This is a genomic window from Actinomadura sp. 6N118 (genome assembly GCF_044326415.1).
GTDB lineage: Bacteria > Actinomycetota > Actinomycetes > Streptosporangiales > Streptosporangiaceae > Spirillospora.
The window spans coordinates 34,052-53,708 of sequence record NZ_JBIRAZ010000034.1 but is presented as its reverse complement, the minus strand read 5'-3'; the positions used below and the strand labels follow the sequence as shown (position 1 = coordinate 53,708).

At 69.4% G+C, this 19,657-nt stretch carries 15 protein-coding genes and 1 tRNA gene; 4 read left to right on the top strand and 12 right to left on the bottom strand.

Going from position 1 to position 19,657, the window contains the following annotated elements:
- Position 1 precedes the first annotated feature (1 nt).
- The 4 genes from ACH34W_RS50235 to ACH34W_RS50220 form a co-directional block, all read right to left on the bottom strand.
- Positions 2 to 370, bottom strand: coding sequence for a VOC family protein (locus tag ACH34W_RS50235; RefSeq protein WP_395968381.1), 369 nt, complete (start codon positions 368 to 370; stop codon positions 2 to 4).
- Positions 371 to 541: 171 nt separating this feature from the next.
- Positions 542 to 617: transfer RNA gene (locus ACH34W_RS50230), tRNA-His, on the bottom strand.
- A gap of 69 nt (positions 618 to 686) precedes the next feature.
- Positions 687 to 1,313 (bottom strand): oligoribonuclease, encoded by a 627-nt coding sequence (gene orn / locus ACH34W_RS50225; RefSeq protein WP_395968380.1) that lies wholly within the window; start codon positions 1,311 to 1,313, stop codon positions 687 to 689.
- Between the two features lie 125 nt (positions 1,314 to 1,438).
- Complete coding sequence (locus ACH34W_RS50220) at positions 1,439 to 2,110, bottom strand: pyridoxamine 5'-phosphate oxidase family protein (protein ID WP_395968379.1); 672 nt, start codon at positions 2,108 to 2,110, stop codon at positions 1,439 to 1,441.
- Between the two features lie 68 nt (positions 2,111 to 2,178).
- On the opposite strand from ACH34W_RS50220, the gene ACH34W_RS50215 reads away from it, so the two are divergent.
- The gene (locus ACH34W_RS50215) at positions 2,179 to 3,558 is read left to right on the top strand and encodes a PLP-dependent aminotransferase family protein (RefSeq protein WP_395968378.1); all 1,380 of its coding nucleotides are present in this window, start codon (positions 2,179 to 2,181) and stop codon (positions 3,556 to 3,558) included.
- Positions 3,559 to 3,583: 25 nt separating this feature from the next.
- On the opposite strand, the gene ACH34W_RS50210 is transcribed toward ACH34W_RS50215, so the two are convergent.
- Positions 3,584 to 4,315, bottom strand: a complete 732-nt coding sequence (locus ACH34W_RS50210) for a hypothetical protein (RefSeq protein WP_395968377.1) — start codon at positions 4,313 to 4,315, stop codon at positions 3,584 to 3,586.
- A 426-nt stretch (positions 4,316 to 4,741) separates the two neighbouring features.
- Here ACH34W_RS50210 and ACH34W_RS50205 point away from each other — a divergent pair, with 426 nt between their 5' ends.
- Positions 4,742 to 5,827, top strand: a complete 1,086-nt coding sequence (locus ACH34W_RS50205) for a phosphotransferase family protein (protein ID WP_395968376.1) — start codon at positions 4,742 to 4,744, stop codon at positions 5,825 to 5,827.
- A gap of 102 nt (positions 5,828 to 5,929) precedes the next feature.
- On the opposite strand, the gene ACH34W_RS50200 is transcribed toward ACH34W_RS50205, so the two are convergent.
- From ACH34W_RS50200 to ACH34W_RS50190, 3 genes are all read right to left on the bottom strand, one after another.
- Positions 5,930 to 7,405, bottom strand: a complete 1,476-nt coding sequence (locus ACH34W_RS50200) for a hypothetical protein (protein WP_395968375.1) — start codon at positions 7,403 to 7,405, stop codon at positions 5,930 to 5,932.
- 261 nt (positions 7,406 to 7,666) lie between these two features.
- Positions 7,667 to 9,169 carry an RNA polymerase sigma factor gene (locus ACH34W_RS50195; protein WP_395968374.1) on the bottom strand — a complete coding sequence of 501 codons (1,503 nt, stop codon included), beginning with the start codon at positions 9,167 to 9,169 and terminating at the stop codon, positions 7,667 to 7,669.
- 428 nt (positions 9,170 to 9,597) lie between these two features.
- Positions 9,598 to 11,778 (bottom strand): substrate-binding domain-containing protein, encoded by a 2,181-nt coding sequence (locus tag ACH34W_RS50190; protein WP_395968373.1) that lies wholly within the window; start codon positions 11,776 to 11,778, stop codon positions 9,598 to 9,600.
- A 787-nt stretch (positions 11,779 to 12,565) separates the two neighbouring features.
- Here ACH34W_RS50190 and ACH34W_RS50185 point away from each other — a divergent pair.
- Both ACH34W_RS50185 and ACH34W_RS50180 read left to right on the top strand, forming a co-directional pair.
- Positions 12,566 to 13,591 carry an endonuclease/exonuclease/phosphatase family protein gene (locus ACH34W_RS50185; RefSeq protein WP_395968372.1) on the top strand — a complete coding sequence of 342 codons (1,026 nt, stop codon included), beginning with the start codon at positions 12,566 to 12,568 and terminating at the stop codon, positions 13,589 to 13,591.
- A 16-nt stretch (positions 13,592 to 13,607) separates the two neighbouring features.
- The gene (locus ACH34W_RS50180; RefSeq protein ID WP_395968371.1) at positions 13,608 to 14,429 is read left to right on the top strand and encodes a TrmH family RNA methyltransferase; all 822 of its coding nucleotides are present in this window, start codon (positions 13,608 to 13,610) and stop codon (positions 14,427 to 14,429) included.
- 74 nt (positions 14,430 to 14,503) lie between these two features.
- On the opposite strand, the gene ACH34W_RS50175 is transcribed toward ACH34W_RS50180, so the two are convergent.
- The 4 genes from ACH34W_RS50175 to ACH34W_RS50160 form a co-directional block, all read right to left on the bottom strand.
- Positions 14,504 to 14,938, bottom strand: coding sequence for a nuclear transport factor 2 family protein (locus ACH34W_RS50175; protein ID WP_395968370.1), 435 nt, complete (start codon positions 14,936 to 14,938; stop codon positions 14,504 to 14,506).
- A 426-nt stretch (positions 14,939 to 15,364) separates the two neighbouring features.
- Positions 15,365 to 16,390, bottom strand: coding sequence for a hypothetical protein (locus ACH34W_RS50170; protein WP_395968369.1), 1,026 nt, complete (start codon positions 16,388 to 16,390; stop codon positions 15,365 to 15,367).
- 128 nt (positions 16,391 to 16,518) lie between these two features.
- Entirely contained in the window at positions 16,519 to 16,887 is a 369-nt protein-coding gene (locus ACH34W_RS50165) for a hypothetical protein (protein ID WP_395968368.1), read from the bottom strand.
- Positions 16,884 to 19,601 (bottom strand): SseB family protein, encoded by a 2,718-nt coding sequence (locus ACH34W_RS50160; RefSeq protein ID WP_395968410.1) that lies wholly within the window; start codon positions 19,599 to 19,601, stop codon positions 16,884 to 16,886. Before ACH34W_RS50160 ends, ACH34W_RS50165 begins: the two co-directional genes overlap by 4 nt.
- Between the last annotated feature and the right edge of the window lie 56 nt (positions 19,602 to 19,657).

Genomic DNA, 19,657 nt, shown 5'->3' with positions numbered 1-19,657 from the left:
GTTACACCCGGAGAACGGAAAGGACGTTCCCAGCGGGATCGGTGAACCAGGCGATCGGCGGGCCCTCGCCGCGGAGGATGCCGCGTTCGTCCTGGTTCATGCCCTCGTATCGCAGGAATTCCACACCGCGCTTCGCCAGCTCGTCCACGGCCGACTCGATGTCCTCGACGGGGAAGTTGAGGATGGTGAACGTCGCCGGAGTGTGGTTGGGCTTCGGGTACACGATGATGGGACGATCGCCTGCGATGTCGAGCGTGAGGCCGGGCGGCTGCTCTGTCACGTTCAGGCCCAGGATCTCTCCGTAGAACTTCTTCGCCGCGTCGAGATCGTTCACCGAGAAGCCGCTGAACGCCTTGGTCGTTCTGAACATGGAATTCTCCTCCCTGTCAGTAATACAGACCTGCTCGGCGCGCCAGACTCATCGGTGCCGCTCGATGAATCGCGTTCACATCGGCGCCCTGCCTGAGGCCGCAGCCCTGGCGCAGGGAACAGAGAAGCCCTGATCATCTCAACGATGACCAGGGCTTTCGTGTTTCTCGCTTGGGGTGAGTGAGGGGACTTGAACCCCCGACATCTTGGACCACAACCAAGTGCTCTGCCAGCTGAGCTACACCCACCAAGGCCAGGGATCACTCCCCGGCTCCAAAGAGTGTAGCGCCTCTCGAAGGGTGCGTGGCCACTCCCTTTTACGAGGCTCCCTCGGACGATGCCTTCTCGGACGAGGCGACGATCTCGGCGGCCAGGGTCCGGGCGGTGTCGGAGTCCGGCCCGGGCTGGGCCACGAAGATGGCGGCGCGGTAGTAGCGGAGCTCCTGGATGCTCTCTGTGATGTCGGCGAGCGCCCGGTGGCCGCCCTTCTTCTCGGGGCTGGCGAAGTAGGCCCGGGGGTACCAGCGCCGGGCGAGCTCCTTGATGCTGGACACGTCGACCATGCGGTAGTGCAGGTGGGAGTCCAGTGCGGGCATGTCCCGGGCCAGGAACGAGCGGTCGGTGGCGATCGAGTTGCCGCAGAGCGGGGCCTTCTTGGCGTCGCGAACGTGCTGGCGGATGTAGTTCAGGACGGTGTCCTCGGCCTCGGCGAGCGTGACACCGCCGGAGAGTACGTCGAGCAGGCCAGAGGTGGTGTGCATGTCGCGCACCACCTTGGACATCTGGACGAGCGCCTCCTGCGGCGGCTTGATCACCACGTCGACACCCTCATCGAGGATGGTGAGCTCACTATCGGTCACCAGCGCGGCTATCTCGATCAACGCGTCATTACGCAGGTCGAGCCCGGTCATTTCACAGTCAATCCATACGAGCCGCTCGTTCATGGGATTCACCCTACGACCATGAACGACTCCGCGGGTCATCGAGCTTTGATCGAGTTGACCAGCAGGTCGAGGTCGCCGCCGTTGGCACCACCCGCACCCGCCTCATACCGGGGTGAGCGGGCGGGTCAGGTTGCGGCGTGGGTGGGGTTGGGGCGGTCTGTCACGTGGGGCGGAACGGGGATGCCGGGGCGGAGGCGCGGGTCGGGGATGGGGGTGCCGAACACCTGGCGGACTGGGACGACACCGGCCCAGACGTCCAGGGCGTAGTCATCGTCCTCGTCCGACGGCGGTCCGGTCCGGACCTTGACCGAGGCTTCCTCCAGGGACAGGGCCAGAACGGTGGTGCCCGCGATTTCCTTGCGCGTGGGCTGCCGGACCACGTCCCACTGGCCGGGGGTCAGCTGCTCGGTGATCGCCCGGAGGCCCGCGAACTTCTCGTCCGGGTCCGTGACCAGCCGCGGAGCGCCATAGATGATCGCGCTTCGGTAGTTCATGGAGTGGTGGAACATCGAGCGGGCCAGGACGAGTCCATCGAGATGGGTGATGGTGACGCAGACCTCCTGGCCCTGGCCGTCCATCAGGCTGCGGGCACCGGTCGAACCATGGATGTAGAGGGTGTCGCCGTCTCGCCCGTACCCCGTGGGCATCACGCGCGGTGAGCCGTTCACCACGACACCCAGGTGGCAGATCAGGCCGCCGTCGAGCACCTCGTACAGGCCTGCACGGTCGGTGAGCCCGCGTTCGCTCTTGCGTCCGAGGCGGGTGCGGTCAGTGGAGGACAGTGGTGTCGCGTTCATGAGGCCCTACGCTAGAAGACGAGTGGCCTGGCCTGTAGTGCCACTTGGAGAAGATACCGGGAGACCACTTGCCGACCCTCGATCTGCCCCTGACGGTCGACCGTTCCGCCGAGGATCCGCTGAACGTGCAGCTCACCGGTCAGCTCCGCGCCGCCATGAGGGAAGGGCGCCTCGCGGCGGGCGAGCGGCTGCCCTCCAGCAGGTCGCTGGCCACCGTGCTCGGAATCAGCCGGACGGTCGTGACCGAGGCGTACGAGCAGTTGTACGCCGAGGGCTGGCTGGAGGGCCGCCACGGGTCCGGCACCTACGTCACGGAGATCAGCGCTGCCCGGCCTCCCCACCCGATCTCCGAGATCGAGGCACCCGAGACCTCAGAGAGCACCGGACGGCGCGGAATGATCGATCTGCGGCCCGGAGTCGCCTGGATCGGTGCCCTCGACACGCCCGCGTGGCGTCGCGCCTGGCGGTTGGCAGCCACTGTGGCGCCCGCGGCTCGCCCCGATCCGCACGGGCTGCCCGGCCTGCGCGCCCGCCTCGCCGACTACGTGCGACGCAGCCGCGGTGTGGCGTGCCCTCCGCAACAGCTGCTCGTCACGCGAGGCTCGACCAACGGGTTGGATCTGCTGGCGGCCACGATCCTGCGGCCGGGTGACCGGGTCGGGATGGAGGACCCCGGCTATGGCAAGGCCCGTTCGGTGCTCACCGCGCGAGGCGCCGAGCTGGTGCCCTGCCCGGTCGACGAGCACGGCCTGATCGTCGAGGGCCTCCCGGATGATCTGCGCCTGGTCTACACGACACCGTCCCACCAATACCCCCTGGGTGGCGTGTTGCCGGTGCCGCGCCGGCAGGCCCTGCTGTCCTGGGCTCGGCGCACCAGCGCGCTGATCGCGGAGGACGACTACGACGGGGAATTCCGGTACGACGTCGCGCCGCTGCCCGCGCTGTACGGCCTGGATCCGGACGTGGTCGTCTACCTGGGCACCACGTCCAAGATCCTCACCTCGGACGTCGGGGTCGGGTGGCTGGTCGCCCGTCCCGACCTGGTGGAGGCGATTGCCCGTCGCCGGGCCGATTTCAATGACCGTACGGCCGTCGTTCCCCAGGAGGCCCTGCGTGTCCTTCTCGAACGCGGCGATCTGGAACGGTACGTACGCCGCATGAGGGCCGAGTACGCGCGCCGCCGGGCGGTCGTCGCCGAAGCACTGCACGGCCTGCGCCTGCACGGCGACACCGCCGGCCTGCACCTCGTCGTCGAGTTGCCCGCCGTGGAGACCGAGCGCATCGTCACGGAGGCCGCTGAGCGCGGCGTTCTGCTGGACACCCTCGAACGCCATCACACCGGCACCCCGGCCGTCTTCGGCCTGGTCATCGGCTATGGCTCCGCTGCCAACCTGACCGATCTCAAAACCGCCTGCACTCTGATCCGAGCCTTGGCCTCCGCCCCCTGACGGCCGTAGCGATGGGCTAGTGGCGTCAGCGGTGGGCTGGTTCGGCGGAGCGGGCCGGGTCCGGATTGCGGGTGGGGTCGGAGGTCCGGGTCGGGGCGATGGGGAGCGGAGGGTCGGGCGTGTGGGCCGGGTCGGCTACGACCCGTCCCAGTTCGGTGGGCCGGGGGAGACGCGTCGGCGGGCGGGCGGTCTCCTGGCGGGCGGTCTCGTGGCTGGGGGCGGGGCGCGGTCTGGGGATGGCGGCGACCGGGGTGTCGGGGCCGGTGATGCGGCGGATGTCGATGCCGCCCGGGTCGGGGCGGTCGGCGCCGGGGACCTGCGAGGCACCGAAGTGGCCGCCGCGGGACCAATCCCGGCGGCTGCGGCTCGAGTGGTACGACTGGGGAGACGGGAGCGGCGGTCCGGCGGGCCAGCGGCGGGTCACGCCCCAGGAGTCGAGCCATCGCATGATCGGGTCGAGGCCGGTGAGCAGCGTGTTGGTGAACGGGTCGCGGGCCTGGCCCACCACCATGATCTGAACGTTCACGCGCCCTTCCCGGCTCACGTCACCGAGCAGCGGGGCCGCCCGGGTGATCGGCACCGACTGGATGATCTCGCCCGAGCAGGGGTTCCACACCACGTGCGCGGCGCGGCCCTCCCGGAGGAGGTCGGCGGCCACCGACCGGGCCGAGACGGTACGCGGGTCGGATTCGCTGCTGAACCAGGAGACGCGGGGGGCACCTCCCCTCAACGCTCCGCCGTCCTTCTGTGCCGGCATTCGGCCGGCTCCCGGCAGCCACGCGTCGGCCACGGTACGTCCCCCCCAATCGGGCGCTCTAGCCCCGGATTGGTCTAGTCCTCTGTTCGCAGCCCGGCGAGACCCGCAAGTCCTGCCTGCCGCCGTGGGCTGGTTTCGACGGCCGTCTGACACTACGTCCAGTAAATGTCCCTCTGATCGTGTGTCGATGCAGATGCGTACCCTTCCTGTTGCCTGAATCCACCTCCGCGATCGTGGTTCCTGGAGAACCTTCGGCCATGGTCGCATAGTGAACGGTATTCGCCCAGGTGGGAAGTATGATCACGAGACGTGGTAGATGCCGGGAAGCGGCCGGAAGTGGCCGATGAGTTACTTTCCGTGTGGCCGAGGCCCAACCCGGGGGTGCCCCTTCACAGGTGAGACCGAGTCACGTTCTAATAGGGCGTCATGACCGTTGACGCTGAACTTCCGGCCGGAGTCCCCGGCATCGACGTCCCCCGCCTGGCGGACTGGCTGGCGCATGCCCTCCCCGGGTCCGGACGGATCACCGCGATCGATCTGATCGCAGGCGGGCGGTCGAACCTGACCTACGGGATCACCTTGTCGGACGGTCGCAGGATCGTGCTGCGGCGGCCTCCGCTCGGGCACGTACTGCCGACGGCTCACGACATGAGCCGCGAGTACAAGGTCCTGTCGGCGCTGGGGGCGGGCAGCACGGTCCCGGTGCCCACCACGCTGGCGTTCTGCGAGGACGAGGACGTCATCGGGGCGCGGTTCTACCTGATGGACTACGTCGAGGGACGTGTCCTTCGTACGCGCGAGGACGCCGACGACATCTCGCCTGAACAGGCCGGACAGCTGAGTGAATGCCTTGCCGAGGCGCTCGCCGCGATCCACCTCGTGGACGTCGAGGCCCTCGGGCTGGGCGACTTCGGGCGGCCGAGCGGATACATGGCCCGCCAGCTCAAGCGCTGGGGCAAGCAGTGGGACAGCTCGCAGGAGGCCATCCGGGCCGGCGGCGTGACGCATGAGGTGCCGGAGTACGACCGGCTCACGGCTCGCCTTGCCGAACGTCTCCCGGCCGATGGCCTGGCACGCCTGGTGCATGGCGACTTCCGGCTGGACAACGCGCTCGCCCGCCTGGAGCCGCGCCCTGAAATCGCTGCCGTGGTCGATTGGGAGATGTCCACTCTCGGCGACCCGCTCTCGGACCTCGGCCTGACCCTCGTCTACTGGGCCGAGGCCGGTGACCCCGAGGCTCTCCCGGTCGGCGCCACGATCACGTCCGCCCCCGGGTTCCACACCAGGCGGGAGTTCGCCGAACGCTACGCCGCGCTTACCGGCTTCGACTTGGGCGCACTCGACTTCTATGTGGCGTTCGCGTGCTTCAAGCTCGCCGTCATCCTGGAAGGCATCCACGCCCGCTTCCTGCAGAACGCGACCGTGGGCGAGGGCTTCGACACCATCGGGGACGCCGTCCCTGTCCTGGTAAACCGCGCCCACCAAATCCTCGACACCGGCTCCGCCTGGTAGACGAGACCCCGGCGGAATGGCTTGGGCGGGTTGAACGGGGGGCGGCGGGGGCGCCTTGCTGGGGGAGAGAAGGCCAGTGGGCGCCCCCGCCGCGGTTATGGGTTAGCAGTAGGAGACTTGGGCGGCGCCGCCTGGGGCGAACGAGACCGTTCCACTTTCTCGGCCCCAGCAGAGGTTGTTGGTGCGCGACACTGTGACGCCGATCGACTGGCCCTTGAGCAGGCGGCCTGAGCCACCGGCGCGGAGGTCGCCAGAGGCGCCGGTGACCCGCCAGTTCACCGGACCGCCGACCGCGGTGATACGGACGGCACAGGAGCGGTCCAAGCCCATATTGCAGCCCGACACCACCAGGGAACCCGGCCGTGGCGGTGCGGGAGGCGGGTTACGGGGTTCCGAGGGCGGCGTACTCTGCTCTGGCGGGGTCGACGGGGTCTTGGACGGCGACTTGCTGGGCGTGGGACTCGTCGTGGTCGGAGACGGTGTCGTGGACGTCGAGGACGCGGTCGGGAGCGGAGTTTCGCCCGGTGGTGTCTGGTCTGGCGGGGAGGACGGGGGTTCCTGGCCGGACGACGGCGGGGGAGAGGCCGACTTGGCGCCGGAGTCACCACCTGAGAAGACGGTCACCGCCCCGGCGATCAGAGCGACGACGGCGAGCGCGCCTCCGATCGCGAGGAGCGGGACCTTCCGGCGGGCCGGCTCGCGATCGCGAACGGGACCGGGCCGGTACGGGACCGGCCAGCCTCGTTCATCGAACGGCTCGGCGAGCGCCGCCACGCTGCGCCGGGCATCGGCCCGTTCCGAAGTCGTCGCGGCCGTCAGCACGTCCAGCCGCAGATCCCCCGGAATCGCCGCGATGGGCAGCACCGCCAGCAGCCGGTCCGCCGGGAGCGGCGGTGTCTCGCGGGAGCTGCAGGTAGGGCAGCTCGCCACATGCCGTACGAGAGACTGGGCGGTCTGAGGAGGCAACGGCCACGACTCGGTGAGCGCGGAGACGCTGGGGCAGTCCTCCCAGTGGTTCTGCGCGATCAGCGCGGCCCGGAGTGCCGCATCGAGATCGACCTGGGCCTCGGCGAGGAGGAGTTCCATCTCGCCGAGAGAGATGCCGAAGATCCCTGCCATGTCGGTCGCGTCGAGCTCGTGACGAACCCAGAGATCGATGGCCTCGCGCTGCCGTCCGCTGAGTGCGCCCAGCGCGCTGTGAGCGAGTGCCCTGCGTTCCGTGCGGCGCACTAGCTGCTCTGGGCTGAGGTCACCGTCCTCGGCCTCGGGCGCCTCCTGACCGGTGTGCCGGTTCGGCTCGTCCCGCCGCCGCATGCTCTCCTTGCGGGCGAGGGCGTACAACCAGCCGCGCAGCCGTTCCGGCTCCTGCAACCCGGCCACGTGCTCCCGCGCGGCGATCAGGCAGTGGCGCAACGCCCCGGCTGCCTCGACCCTGTCGCGAAGCAGCCCGTGGCAGTAGTCGAAGAGGAACGGCGCGTAGGTGTCGTAGACCTCGGTCAGCGCGATGACGTCGCCCGCGCGCAGCGCACCTGCGAGCCGGGGGTCGTCGAACTGACCGGGACCGGATCCGCCGGCCACAGTTCCTCCCAGTGGATTGGTGGTGTTGGACGTGCCCCCGTGAGCACCCCCGACGTTTGTCGGCGGGCTCTGGTTGCCAGATCTTGCCACCTAATTCCTGAAATTTCTGCTTCTTGTGGGATTCCTGTGTCTGGCGGGGTACGCAGCGTACGCGTTCTCCCAGAGTGAGCAGCAGTAAGTGACCAGTGTGGCGAGCATCACGAGAGTCCGGCGCCGGACACCTAGAGCGCCGGGCGCCTGGAGTGCCGGGTGCTGGAGAGATCAGGCGCCTTCAGGGGGCCCGCATTCCCAGCTGACGGTCGCGGAGCCGCGGGGGGAGAAGCGGACGCTGCCGGAGCCGGTGCCGGCCTCGGTGCAGGCCGGGCGGGATGCCGTGACGCTGGAGGAGCCGCCCCTGCCGAGATCTCCGCCGCCGCTTGCCGAGATGCCGCCGGTCGTGCCGATGACGGACCAGGAGACCGGGCCACCGATCGCGCTCACGCTGACCGAGCAGGACGATTTGCCCACGGGGATGGAGCAGCCGCCCACGGAGAGGGTGCCACGGCGCTCGGGGGACTTCGACGGCGGCGGCGGCTTGGGCTTGCGGGTCCGGGTCGGAGTCGGCGTCGGGGTGGGGGACGGGGTCGGCGTCGACGTGGTGGGGGTGGGCGTCGGGGTCGGTGACTCCGTCGGCTCCTCGGACTCGGTGGGCTCCGGGGACTCCGATGGTGACTCGGACGGGTCGGGCGCGGAGGTCGTGCTCTCGGGGGCGTTCGCCCCGGCACGGTCACTGCCGCCGCCCGGCAGCCACATGAAGGCGCCCACGACGATGAGGATCACGACGGCCGCGGCGGCGACCGCGGGGAGCAGACCGGGCGGCTTCGAACGGCGCTTCTGGGTTTCGCGCGGACTCGGCTGCTCCAGCGGGACCGGCCAGCCCCAGGTGTCGAACGGTTCGGCGCGTTGGGCGATCATCGCGAGGTCGTCCCTCAACGCGGGGACGAAAGCGGTCTGCAGAATGTGGGACCTCAGGTCGGCGGGCATGAGGGCCACCGGCAGGTCCTGGAGCAGCCGTCCGGTGGAGACGTTGCGGTCACGCCGGTTCGTGCAGGTCGGGCAGGTCTCGATATGACGGATCAGCTTGCGGCTCACAGCGGGCGTGAGCGGCCACTCCCCGTCGTACACGAGGGCCGCGACGCTCGGGCACTCGTCGCGGCCGTCGCGTGCGATCAGAGCCGCCGCCAGCGCGTCGTCCAGGCGGCGCCGGGCCTCGCCGACGAGATCGGTGGCCTCCTGCGCGTTGACGCCCAGCACACCGCCGATCTCCGCGGCGTCCAGGTCGTGCCGTAGGAGCAGGTCGAGCGCTTCGCGTTCGCGGCCACGCAGGCCGGAGAGGGCGCTGTGGATCAGATGCCGGGCTTCCATGCGCATGGCACGTTCGTCGGCGTCGAGGAAGACGTCCTCGACCTCGGGCGCCTCCACGCGTTCGGTGGGGCGCTCCGGGTCCTGAAGGCGCCGTAGACACTCGTTCCGGATCAGCGCGTACAGCCAGCTGCGGAACCGCTCCGGTTCGCGGAGGTGACCGATGTGGGCGTAGGCGGCGATGAACGCGTCGTGCAGCGCGACGGCGGCCGACTCCTGGTCTCGCAGCAGCGCGTGGCAGTAGTCGTAGAGGCGGGCCGAATAGCGATCGACGATGTACGCCAGCGAGTCGGAGTCACCGGCGGCGAGGGCCAGGGCCAGGCGCTGGTCGTCCTGCCGGTCGAGCGTGGGCCAAGCGGACACGTGGGTCCTCCCGCGTGCTGAGACGTCGGCCGGTGCGACCCAGGAGGCCGCGCCATGAAGTGCCGTGTTCCAGGAAGTTATCTTGCTCCGGCCCTCAAGAGGGCCGCCCCGGAGGGACCGCCCTCGATCGGACCGTCCCCGCTAGGGCTGCCTTGGGAGCCGCCCTTGATGGGCTGATCCACCCCCGCCACGGGTCAGGGGGGTGTAAGGAGGCCCGACGGCCCCGCTCCCCGTCGGGCCTCCACCTAGATTGACGAGCGACCCCGCCGACCGGTTGACACGGTTTCTGAACTAATCTCCCCGATTTGTTCCGGGCTGCTCGCGCGCAGGGGTGGAACGGCGGCGGGCCCCGGGGACTGGATCGTCTCCGGGGCCCGCAGTGCTGCGTGGTTCTGCTGTGTGATCTGGTTCTACTGTGTGATCTGGTTCTACTGGGTGATGCGGCGGGAGAGCATGCGCAGGAAGATCTTGGCGATCTCCTGCGGGTTCCTGGCCACCTGGACGCTGCCGTGGGTGAGCTCGGCGATCGGCTCCATCTCGCTCGTGTCGACGTTGTCGCCGATGCCGATCATGTTGACCTGGATGGGCTTGTTCGGGTCGACCATGCCGCGCAGGCGCCTCATGGTCTCCTTGAACGTGGGGCCACCGGGGTCGTCGTTGCCCTTGCCGTCGGTCAGCAGCAGGATCGAGTTGCCGAACTCCGGCTTGTAGGTGCGGTTCATCTCTTTGTACGCGGCCATGAGCGTCTCGAAGAGTCCCGTGTCACCGGTGGCCTTGGGCCGCGACGCGCTCAGCGCCGAGAGGACCAGGTCGCGGCGCTTCACCGAGCCGATGCGCTCGCCGAGCGGGCCGACCTGGATCATGGGCTTCCAGTCCTGGTTGCCCACGAGCTTCGTCGAGAACTCCCAGATGCCCAGCTCGGTGTCGTCGGACATCATGCTGAGGCCGCCCTGCGCGGTCTTCGCGGTGGCCTGGAGCCGCGTCACGCCGGGCGCCATCTCCTCGGCCATCGTGCCGGAGATGTCGAACAGGGTCAGAATGCGGAGGCCCAGCGAAAGCCGCGACCAGGCCTGCATGATCTTCTGGACGTCGGCGTCCTTGGGCGTCGGCAGTTGGCGCGGGCGTGCCGGGCTGACGCCCGTGGCCTCGCCGAAGCCGTTCGGCGCCTTGCCGTCGGGCGTACGGAAGCCCAGCTGCCGGACGTCGTTGCGGGTGTTGTCGGTGTTCATCGCCTGTTCGAGCAGGCGCGCGGCCTTCTGCTTGTCGCCGTCGCCGGAGGTGACCGTGAACGGGTAGTCCATCGACATCGTGCCCTCGGTCGGGTACAACGCGACGGCGGGCTCGGCGGGGCTGTTCTTGTTGAAGGTGTAGAGCGCCTGCTCGGACGACAGCGCGACCGGCTGCTTGCCCGTACGGCCCTTCCGGAACTGCGTGAACTGCGCGTTCACGGTCGGCACCGTGCTCTCCCGGACCGTGCGCACGATGCTCGTGAAGATCTCGTTCTGGTTCGGGTCGTTCGTCAGCAGCGTGCTGACGACCATGAGCCCCACCATCCCGGCCGCGTTGCGCGACGGGTCGGGCACGAGCAGCTTGATCGCGTTCGCCGGGATCATCTGGTTCTTGGTCACGCCGCCGCCGGTGACGCCGCCGGCCACCTTGAGCAGGTTGTCCCAGGACGGAGTCGCGGTGACGCCCTGCTGCTGGAGCTGGCCCGCGAGGGTACGGGGCAGCCCGACGACGAGCGGGCTGGAGGCCACCGAGGTCTTGGTGATCTGGAGGTTCTCCTTGCCCTTGGACGTGCCCCGCACGAGCGAGGTCCACAGGGACGAGTCGGGGATCCACACGTCCGGGCGCTTGTTGCCGCCGGTCGCGACGCCCTGGCCGGACAGCAGCGTCGCGGCGGAGGCGGATTCGGTCTTGGAGACCTTGGCGCTGACGCACTTGCCGCCGACCTTGTGCCGGGCGCCGTTGAAGCGTTCGGCCGCCTTGAGAATGGCGGGCGCGACGTCAGGCGAGGCCGCGACGTCCAGGTTGAGGGCGTCGCCGTCTCCGCAGCCGCCACCGCTCTCGGCGAACGCGTACACGCCGACGCCCAGCAGCAGAGCCAGGCCGACCGCGCCGGCCATCGGGCCGATCAGCGCGGTGGCGCTGCGCTTCTTGCGCCGCCGCCCGTACTCGCCGCTGCCATAGCCCCCGGAGCCGCCGCCGGAGCCTCCGGAACCGCCACCCGAGCCGCCGTAGCCGCCAGAGTCGCCGGAACCGCCCGCGCGGCCGCCGAAGAACCCGGTCGGACGTTCGTCAGACCGGCTGATCGAGTCGTACTCCCCGTACGAGCCACTGGGACCACCGCCCGCACCCGCTCCTGCGCCGCCCGCACCCGGGACGCCACCCTCGGAGGGGTTGGAGGCGGATTCCGAGCCGTACGCGCTCGCCGACGGGGAACCGGGACGCCCCAGACCGTAGCCACCGGCGTCCGAAGCCCCCGTGAAGCCACCCGCGCCGTAGCCGGGCTCCTCCGACGGGCGGGGAGTGAACCACTCAGGCGCCTCGGAACCGCCCGAAGCGCGCGCGGCGCCATGGGAACCAGACCCGCCTGCCACGCCATGCATGCCCGATCCGCCGGGAGTTCCGTGCTGTCCCGATGCGCCCGGAGTTCCGTGCTGTCCTGATGCGCCGGGGATTCCCTGCTGGCCCGATGAAGCGCCTGGGACCCCGTGGGCCCCCGAACCGCCGGACGTCCCGTACGGGCCGGAAGCACCCGCACTGGCGCCCAGAGCACCCAAAGCACCGTGCGACCCCGAAACGCCGCCTGGCCCACCGCCTGGCGTACCACCCGGACCGCCGCCGGGCATGCCCGGTCCGCCCGAGCTTCCGTACGGGCCTGAAGCGCCAGGGCCGCCAGATGCGCCGCCGCCTGGACCTCCGGCTACGGGAGCCCCAAGGGGGTTGCCCGCCGTGCCGAGATCACCCGGGCCGCCCGGAGCGGCGCCGGGGCCCGGTCCGGGCTGCCCTTCGCTGGATCCAAACCAGTCGGAGGACCCGTCATTGGCCGGGCCGAAGACCGGCCTGGAGGGGTCGGCCCCACCGTCACCCGGCGTCCCCTCAGGGAAGTCGTTGCGATGACGTCCGCTCACGGCAGTCCTCGATTCACCAGAAACCCGTCGATGTTCCCCGGCACTGTAGTAGTACGACCCGGAGGTTACAAAGAGCTCAAATATGATAATGACGCAGGTCATGAGCGTACGTCTTGATAACTCATGCTTTGCACCATCCCCCTCACTGCGTGCAGCCGGAGGACCACTGGGCGGCGCGGCAACTCGGCGCCGCCGCCGAACGTCAGTAGATCTAGGGGATGCGTGCCGGGGGGCGGTGCGCATTGAGGGGAGCGAAGTGCAGGTGGGGGAGACGACCGCTGAGCCGGCGACCGAGGCGAACGGCAGATCGGGTCGCTGGCGCACCGTGGTGGCCTGGACCGCTGCCGGCGCCTGGGGTACGTGGGCCCTGGTCAGGCTGGCCGGCGGTGATCGGCTCCCCGTCATCCAGGTGCCCGCCGCGCCGCTGCTCGCGCTGACGCCGTACGTGGCCGCCACCGTGCCCGTCCCGATCATTGTGGCCTTGCTCCTGCGCAGATGGCGGGCGGCCGTCGTAGCCGGTGTGGTCGCCGCAGGTCTGCTGGTAGCAGTGGTGCCACGCGCGCTCGGTGGTGACCAGCCGTCCGCCGGAGGCCCGGTCGTACGGGTGTTGACCGCCAACCTCCTTTTCGGTGAAGCCGACCCCGCCCGCCTCGTCGAACTCGTCCGCAACACCCAGGCAGACGTCCTCAGCCTGCAGGAACTCCAGCCCGAGGACGTGGAACGCTACGAGCAGGCCGGACTAGCCGCACTCTTGCCGCACAAGGTCGTCGACACCCGATGGGGCGCGGCCGGATCTGGCCTTTACTCCCGCCACCCCTTGCGCGCGTTGCCCTCCCTTCCGCGTACGCAGATGGCGATGCCGCAAGCCGAGATCACTCTCCCCGGCGGACGCCGCATCGAGGTGACCGCCGTACACCCCGTGCCGCCGATCTCCGCCGAGTCGTTCCGCGACTGGAAACGCGACCTCAACGCACTCCCGGAAGCCCGCCCCAAGAACGTCGCGTCTCCGGCTGGCGCTGCGAACCAGCCTGTACGGATCCTCGCGGGCGACTTCAACGCGACTCTCGACCACGCCAACCTGCGAGGCATCATCGACCGCGGATACGCCGACGCCGCCGACCGCGCCGGCGCCGGCCTCGTGCCCACCTGGGGCACCACGGAGCCACGGCCCCCCATCACGATCGACCACATCCTCGTCGACAACCGCTGCGCCGTGAGCAAGGTCGCAGTCCACGACCTGCCGGGCAGTGACCACCGAGCCGTCTTCGCCGAACTCCGCCTCCCCTGACCGGCACAATTGAGGGATGGCCCAGCTCGTCCCTGTCTCCGACCCAGCCGATCCGCGGCTCGCCGATTTCGTGCGGCTCCGCGACATGAACCTGCGTAAGAGCCTGGAGGCCGAGCAGGGGCTGTTCATCGCGGAAGGCGAAAAGGTGATCCGCCGAGCCGTCGGCACCGGCTTCCCCGTCCGCGCGTTCCTGATGGCCCACCGCTGGGTCGAGCCGCTCGCCGACGTCCTCGACACCCTGGACGCCCCCGTCTACGTGGCCGACGACGCGACCGTCGAGGGCGTGGCGGGCTTCCAGGTGCACCGCGGCGCCCTCGCCTCCCTCGAACGCCTCCCCCTGCCCACCGTCGAAGACCTCGTCACCCGAACACGCCGCATCCTGGTCCTCGAAGACCTCGTAGACCACGCCAACGTCGGCGCGATATTCAGGTGTGCTGCGGCCCTGGGTATCGACGCGATCATCCTGTCCCCCCGCTGCGCCGATCCCCTCTACCGCCGCTCAATCAAGGTCTCCATGGGAGCGGTCTTCGCCATCCCCTACGCCCGCATGACCAACTGGCACGATGACCTGGGCATCCTTCGCAAAGCCGGCTTCGCTCTCTTGGCCCTCACTCCAGACCAGTTCGCCACACCAATTGATAAGGCCCCACTGGGCGATCGCGTAGCCCTCATGCTCGGCTCCGAAGGTGACGGCCTCTCGTCCCGCTGGCTCCACGAGGCCGACGAACGCGTCTGCATCCCTATGAGCCCGACCGCCATTTCCAACGGCGTCGACTCCCTGAACGTAGTAGCCGCCGCCGCAGTCGCCTGCCACGGCCTCATGCGCTCCCAAGATTGATCCCCGCCGACCCGCAAGGCCGGGCGCGGCTGAGGCGGCGGGCCATGACGGTGATGTGGGGGTGTATCTCATCGTCAGCTCTCGGACAGACGGGCCGGGATCGGCGCCAGGGCGTAGTTGTTCCAGACGAAGGCGTCCATCTGGTGCTGATCGCCGGAGAGGTTGACCACGCGGTCGACCTTGCCTTCGGCGTTGAAGTGCCAGACCAGGGCCCAGAGAGTGTCGACCTTGCCCTCGCCTTCGGTGGTCCAGCCGCGGTGGATGTCGACGACGTACTCGGCGTTGGCTTCCAAGAACAGGGGCTCGGCCTGGAAGCCGGCCTTGCCGAGCTGCGTGAAGAACGCGGCGACCTCCTCTACGCCGCGCTTGGTGCCCGACAGCGGGTGATGCCCGGGGATGGTCCACTCGATGTCATCGGTGAGCACGGCCCGCATCCCGTCCAGGTCATTGGTGGCGTACGCGGCGAAGAACTTCTCGATGGCATCGATCTTGGGGTTCTTGCTCGTCACAGTGGTTGCGATCCTTCGATCTTTGCGGTGGTTCCGGCATGATCCATAGTGGCGCGGCTGATCCAAAACGTCCAATATCTTCATCCATAACCACATGGAATGGACGGCGGAAGGATGTTCCCACTCGGTTCCTGCAGGGCGTGCGCTCAGAGGAGGCGACCGTCAGCACCTGGTCGCCGCAGCGAAGGGTGATCCGGTCATCGGACGACCTACGGCGGTGCTGGAGACCAAGTCGGCCAGCTGCCGCAGCGCGTCATCAAACGGTGCGGCTCGACAACAGCACCGCGGTCAGCTCCCGCAAGAACGCGGGCAACTCGACACCGACGACCGGCTGTTCCGGGCTAGCCTGACCGGGCGGGGAACGGATCTGGCATCGGCGGATCTGACATGGGGGAACATCTCGGTGAGCGTGTGCGGGCTGCGTCCTTACTTGCCGAAGATGCCGCGACGTGGACGGCGGTGGTCGCCTCGGGGACGGATCGGCGCGGCGGCCGGACCAGTGCGGCGGCGGCCCAGGCGGAGCTGGGTCAGCAGCAGCGAGAACGCGACCATCAGCGCGGCCAGCCAGGCCACCTGTGTGCTCGCCATCCGTTCGAACGTGAGGTCCTGGGCGACCGGGCGCTCGTTGCCGCGGAGACGGCTGTTGGGGCTCGGAGGCGCCGCAGCCGGTGCGACCGAGGGGGACGGCTGCGCGATCGGCGGGAGGGCCACCCGCGGGCTCTGAGTGCTCGGGTTGAACGTGCCGTTCGGGCGCGGCGGCACGTACGGGGCGCTGTTGCCGCCCGAGTTACTCCCGTTGCTGCCGGAGTTGTTGCTGCCCGAGCCGCTGCCGCTCTTTCCGCTCTTGCCGTCGGACGGTCCGTCGCCGGAGTCCGGGGTGAGCCTGGGCGAGGGCGTCGGCTTCGGCTTGGGTGGCTTGGTGGGCTTCACGACGTACGTGAACTTGGCCGCGCTGGTTTTCGCCTTGATGTCCTTGCCGCTCACGGTGACGGTGAACGTAACTGACGTGGTCTTCTCGAGCTTCTCGCGGACGGTCACGTAAGACACGATGGCCTTGTTGTTGCCCTTGGTGATTTCTCCGAGCTTGCAGCGCTCTCCGGTGAACGGGCTCGGGCACGGACCGGTCACCGTGGGCTTGACCTTGGCCTGCGAGCTCTTCGCCACGATGCTCTCGATTTTGACGTCCGCCGCATTGGCCTGCTCAGCCGTGATGAGCGTGATCACCTTGACCCTGGTGCCTGGACTCGCACTCGACTCTCCGGGAGTGACGTCGACCGTGAGGCGGGGTATGGGCGGCACCTCGGGGGACTCGGGGTTGGACGGTGCGGTGGAGGTCGACGTGGTGGTCGTCGGTGAGGGATCGTCGGCCCACGCAGGTATTCCGCCTGCGGCTACCAGTGCCGCCGTGCTGAGTCCTACAAAGATCGGTTTCCCTGCCGATCGGGAGAGCACAGCCCCCGCACCTCCGTCATGTCAACGTTGACCCGTCTGAGGCTCCCATCACTACCCGAGGGATCGCCACCGAAGCCATGCGAACACGGATCTAATGATCAATCAACCCCATGTTGCATGAATTTCGATCAGATGAGCTCCTCGCGGAGGTCCTCGATTTCGGCGCGCGGAGCCCACGTCTGCCAGACCCCGTGGTCGACGCGGTCCAGGCCCAGCCGGGCCGCTGTCGGGGCGCGTCCACCTGCGTACTCGACCCGCAGCCAGCCCTCGTGTTCGCCGACGATGACGAAGCGCTCGCCACGCCACGAGCAGGTCGTGCGGATGTAGCGGAGTTCCTCCACTTCGTGCGCGGGCACGATGCGGCGGTAGCGGCCCGGCCGTATCTCTTCGAACCCGTCGGTCGTCTGGTCCGCGTACAACCGGATGTCGCCGTCGGCGCCCGGCGCCGCTTCGAACTCCCGGCCTAGCCAACGAGCGATGTAACCGTCACGAGTCACTGCGCGGCCTCCGAACGATCCGTGCTGCCGGCGGCCTCCTCCTGAGGACGCAGCCACGCGAGCCGGTCCGGGTCGTACATCGCGACGAACCGCTCGGATCGATCCATCCCGAGGTAATACATCTCTGCCCCATAAGGAAGGCGAACGCTGTCGACCTTGTACTCGCGGATGGAGCCCGCACTGCCGGGCGCGAACCCGCCTCCGTGGAACGGCGGCCGCTCGATCACCCAGCCCGCGTCGCCCCAGGCCTCCAGGGCCTCCTCGGTCTGCCCGCCGAACGGGATCCGGTAGAGCGCACCGCAGTACGCGGGCCACCGGATCACATAGACGCCGTCGTCACCCAGGTCGAACGGGGAGTCCTCGTAGAGCAGCCCCAGCGCCTCGTACAGCTGTACAGGCGTCTGCAGGTCGGCGACATCCGAGGTCGGGTGTACGAAGCCGCCCACGCGGTCGTAGCCCTGCTCCAGGTACCAGCTGACGTGGCTGTGCGGGACGACCTTCTGCATGACCGTCGGCTGGGCGGAGAGCTCCGCCTCCGGTGTCGGCACCGGCGGGCGTGTGCGGTAGGGCTGCGACGGGGCGGCCGTCGTGTCGAACGGCTCGGGTTCGGGGTCGCTCAGGGACTGCGGCGGCTCGTACACGGCGACGGGCTCCGGCTCGCGCTGCGGAACGGGCGGCACCGGCACTTCCGGCCGTGCCTGGACGAGCCCGACCCGTACTGCCCACTCGCTGAGCGCATGGACCTGGTCGCCGCGCAACGACGCGCCGATCCGGGTGCCCGGGTTGAGCAGCATGGCCCAGTCCTCGTGCGGCCAGGAACCGATCAGCTCCCGGAAGTCCGCGTACACGAACCGCGACTCCGGCAGAACCTCGCGCAGCCGTACGAGCGAGGTGAAGACCTGTACCGCCGACGGCTCGCGCAGCGCCGCCTCCCAGCGGAACTCCTTCTGGATCGGCGTCACCTCCAACGCCGCGTCCTGCGGAATCGGGACGAGAACGTTGGCGGCCAGCAACACCCGCAGGAACGCGTCGGAGTCACCGGCGAGCGCGGCCTCGTAGAGCTCCTGGTCGATCCGGTTACCCGGCTCGAACTCCTCCTCCGGCTGCTGGACCTGTTCAGGCGCTGCCTGCGCGCCGGCCGCCTGAGGCTGGGCCTGGGCCTGGGCCGCAACGTCGCCCCGTGGCTGGTTCGGCTGCGCACTCATGGGTTGCGGCGCGGCGTCGTTCGGTTGGCCAGGTGCTGCTTGTGCCGCGGGGTCGGTCGGTTGTGGGCCTGGGGGCTGCCCGGCGAAATCGCCCGTGGGTCGTCCTGCGAGGTCACTTGGTTGCGCGCTCGTGGGTTGCGCTGCGGCCTCGTTTGGTTGGCCGGGTGGTGCTGCCTGCGCCGCAGGGTCGGCCGCCTGTGGGCCCGGGGGCGGTCCGGCGAGATCGCTTGACGACGCTCCCGCCTGTCGCGCCGCGATATCGCCTGGCTGCGCTCCCGCCGGTCGTGCCGCGATGTCGTTTGGCTGCGCGCTCGTGGGTCGCCCTGGCAGATCGTTCGCTTGCGCACCCGCGGACTGCGATGCGACGTCATCCGGCTGGCCCGGTGCCGCCTGCACCGGAGGGACAGGGCCCAGTGGCTGCGCGGCCACGTCATCCGGCTGGCCCGTCGGCGGCTGCATTGCTGGGGCGTTCGCCTGAGCCGCTGGGTCTTGCGACGCCACGTCAGCGGGCGGCGCACCAGCGTCGGTCGGCTGCGTGGCGCCTCGTTCACGTCGCAGAGGTGTCGGCTGGGCCGCCGTGGGCTTCGCCTCGGCCGGCCGGTCGCTGGTCGCTGTCGTACGCGGTGGTCCGCTGAGGGCACGGACCTGTTCGCCGGGCATGGTGGCGTCGATCGGAGTACCGGGATTGAGGACGAGCGTCCACTCGGTGTCCGGCCAGGCGGCCACCATCTCGAGCAGGCTCGGCATCACGAAGCGGGACGACCCGATCGCATCGTTCATCCACTTGAGCGAGGTGAACACCTGGATCGAGGTCTGGCCGTGGACCGGGACCGGCCGCCACGGGAACTCCCGGTCATCGGGCGAGATGCCCCAGGGAGTGTCCGCTTCGGCGGGCACCAGCACCTGCGCGCCCAGCAAGATCTTGAAGAACGCGTCCGTGTCGCGGCGCCGGGCGGCCTCGAAGAGCCGCTGTTCGACGTCGTTCTGCGGCTCGAAACGTTCCGCGAGACGCCTTGCCGCGCGTTCGTCGGCCCACTTGGCCAGGCCCGGCAACTGCTCGGCCTGGATCGTGCCGCCCGCGCGGGAGCCGGAGTTGATTGCCAGGGCCCATCGCGGATCCGGCCAGTAACGCATGGCCACGGTGAACGGCAGCTTGATCGAGTCGGATCCGGTCCCCGCGGCCGTGGCGGCCTCGACCAGCCGTTCGGGGGACGTGAACATCGGCACGAACGTGACGCCCTCGATGTCGGCGGCCTGCCAGGGGAAGCCTGGCCGCCCGGGACGCAACGTGTAGTCGAGCTCCTCGGGAACGGGGAGCAGCACGTCGGCGTCCGCGAGAGTCTGCAGGAAGAGATCGTGATCGTTCTGCGCCGCGGCGCGGAGCAGATCCTTCTCCACCTCGTTCGCGGGCCGGAACTCGGTGCGCCGCGTCTGCCGTGGCAGATCCTTGTGCTGGTCCTGGAGCTCTTCCCAAGCACCGTCGTCCGTCGCGGCGGGCGCATCGACCACGGTCTCTTCGGGCGACGGACCGCCGGCGTGTTTGGCAGTCCGTGGTTTCGGGGCGA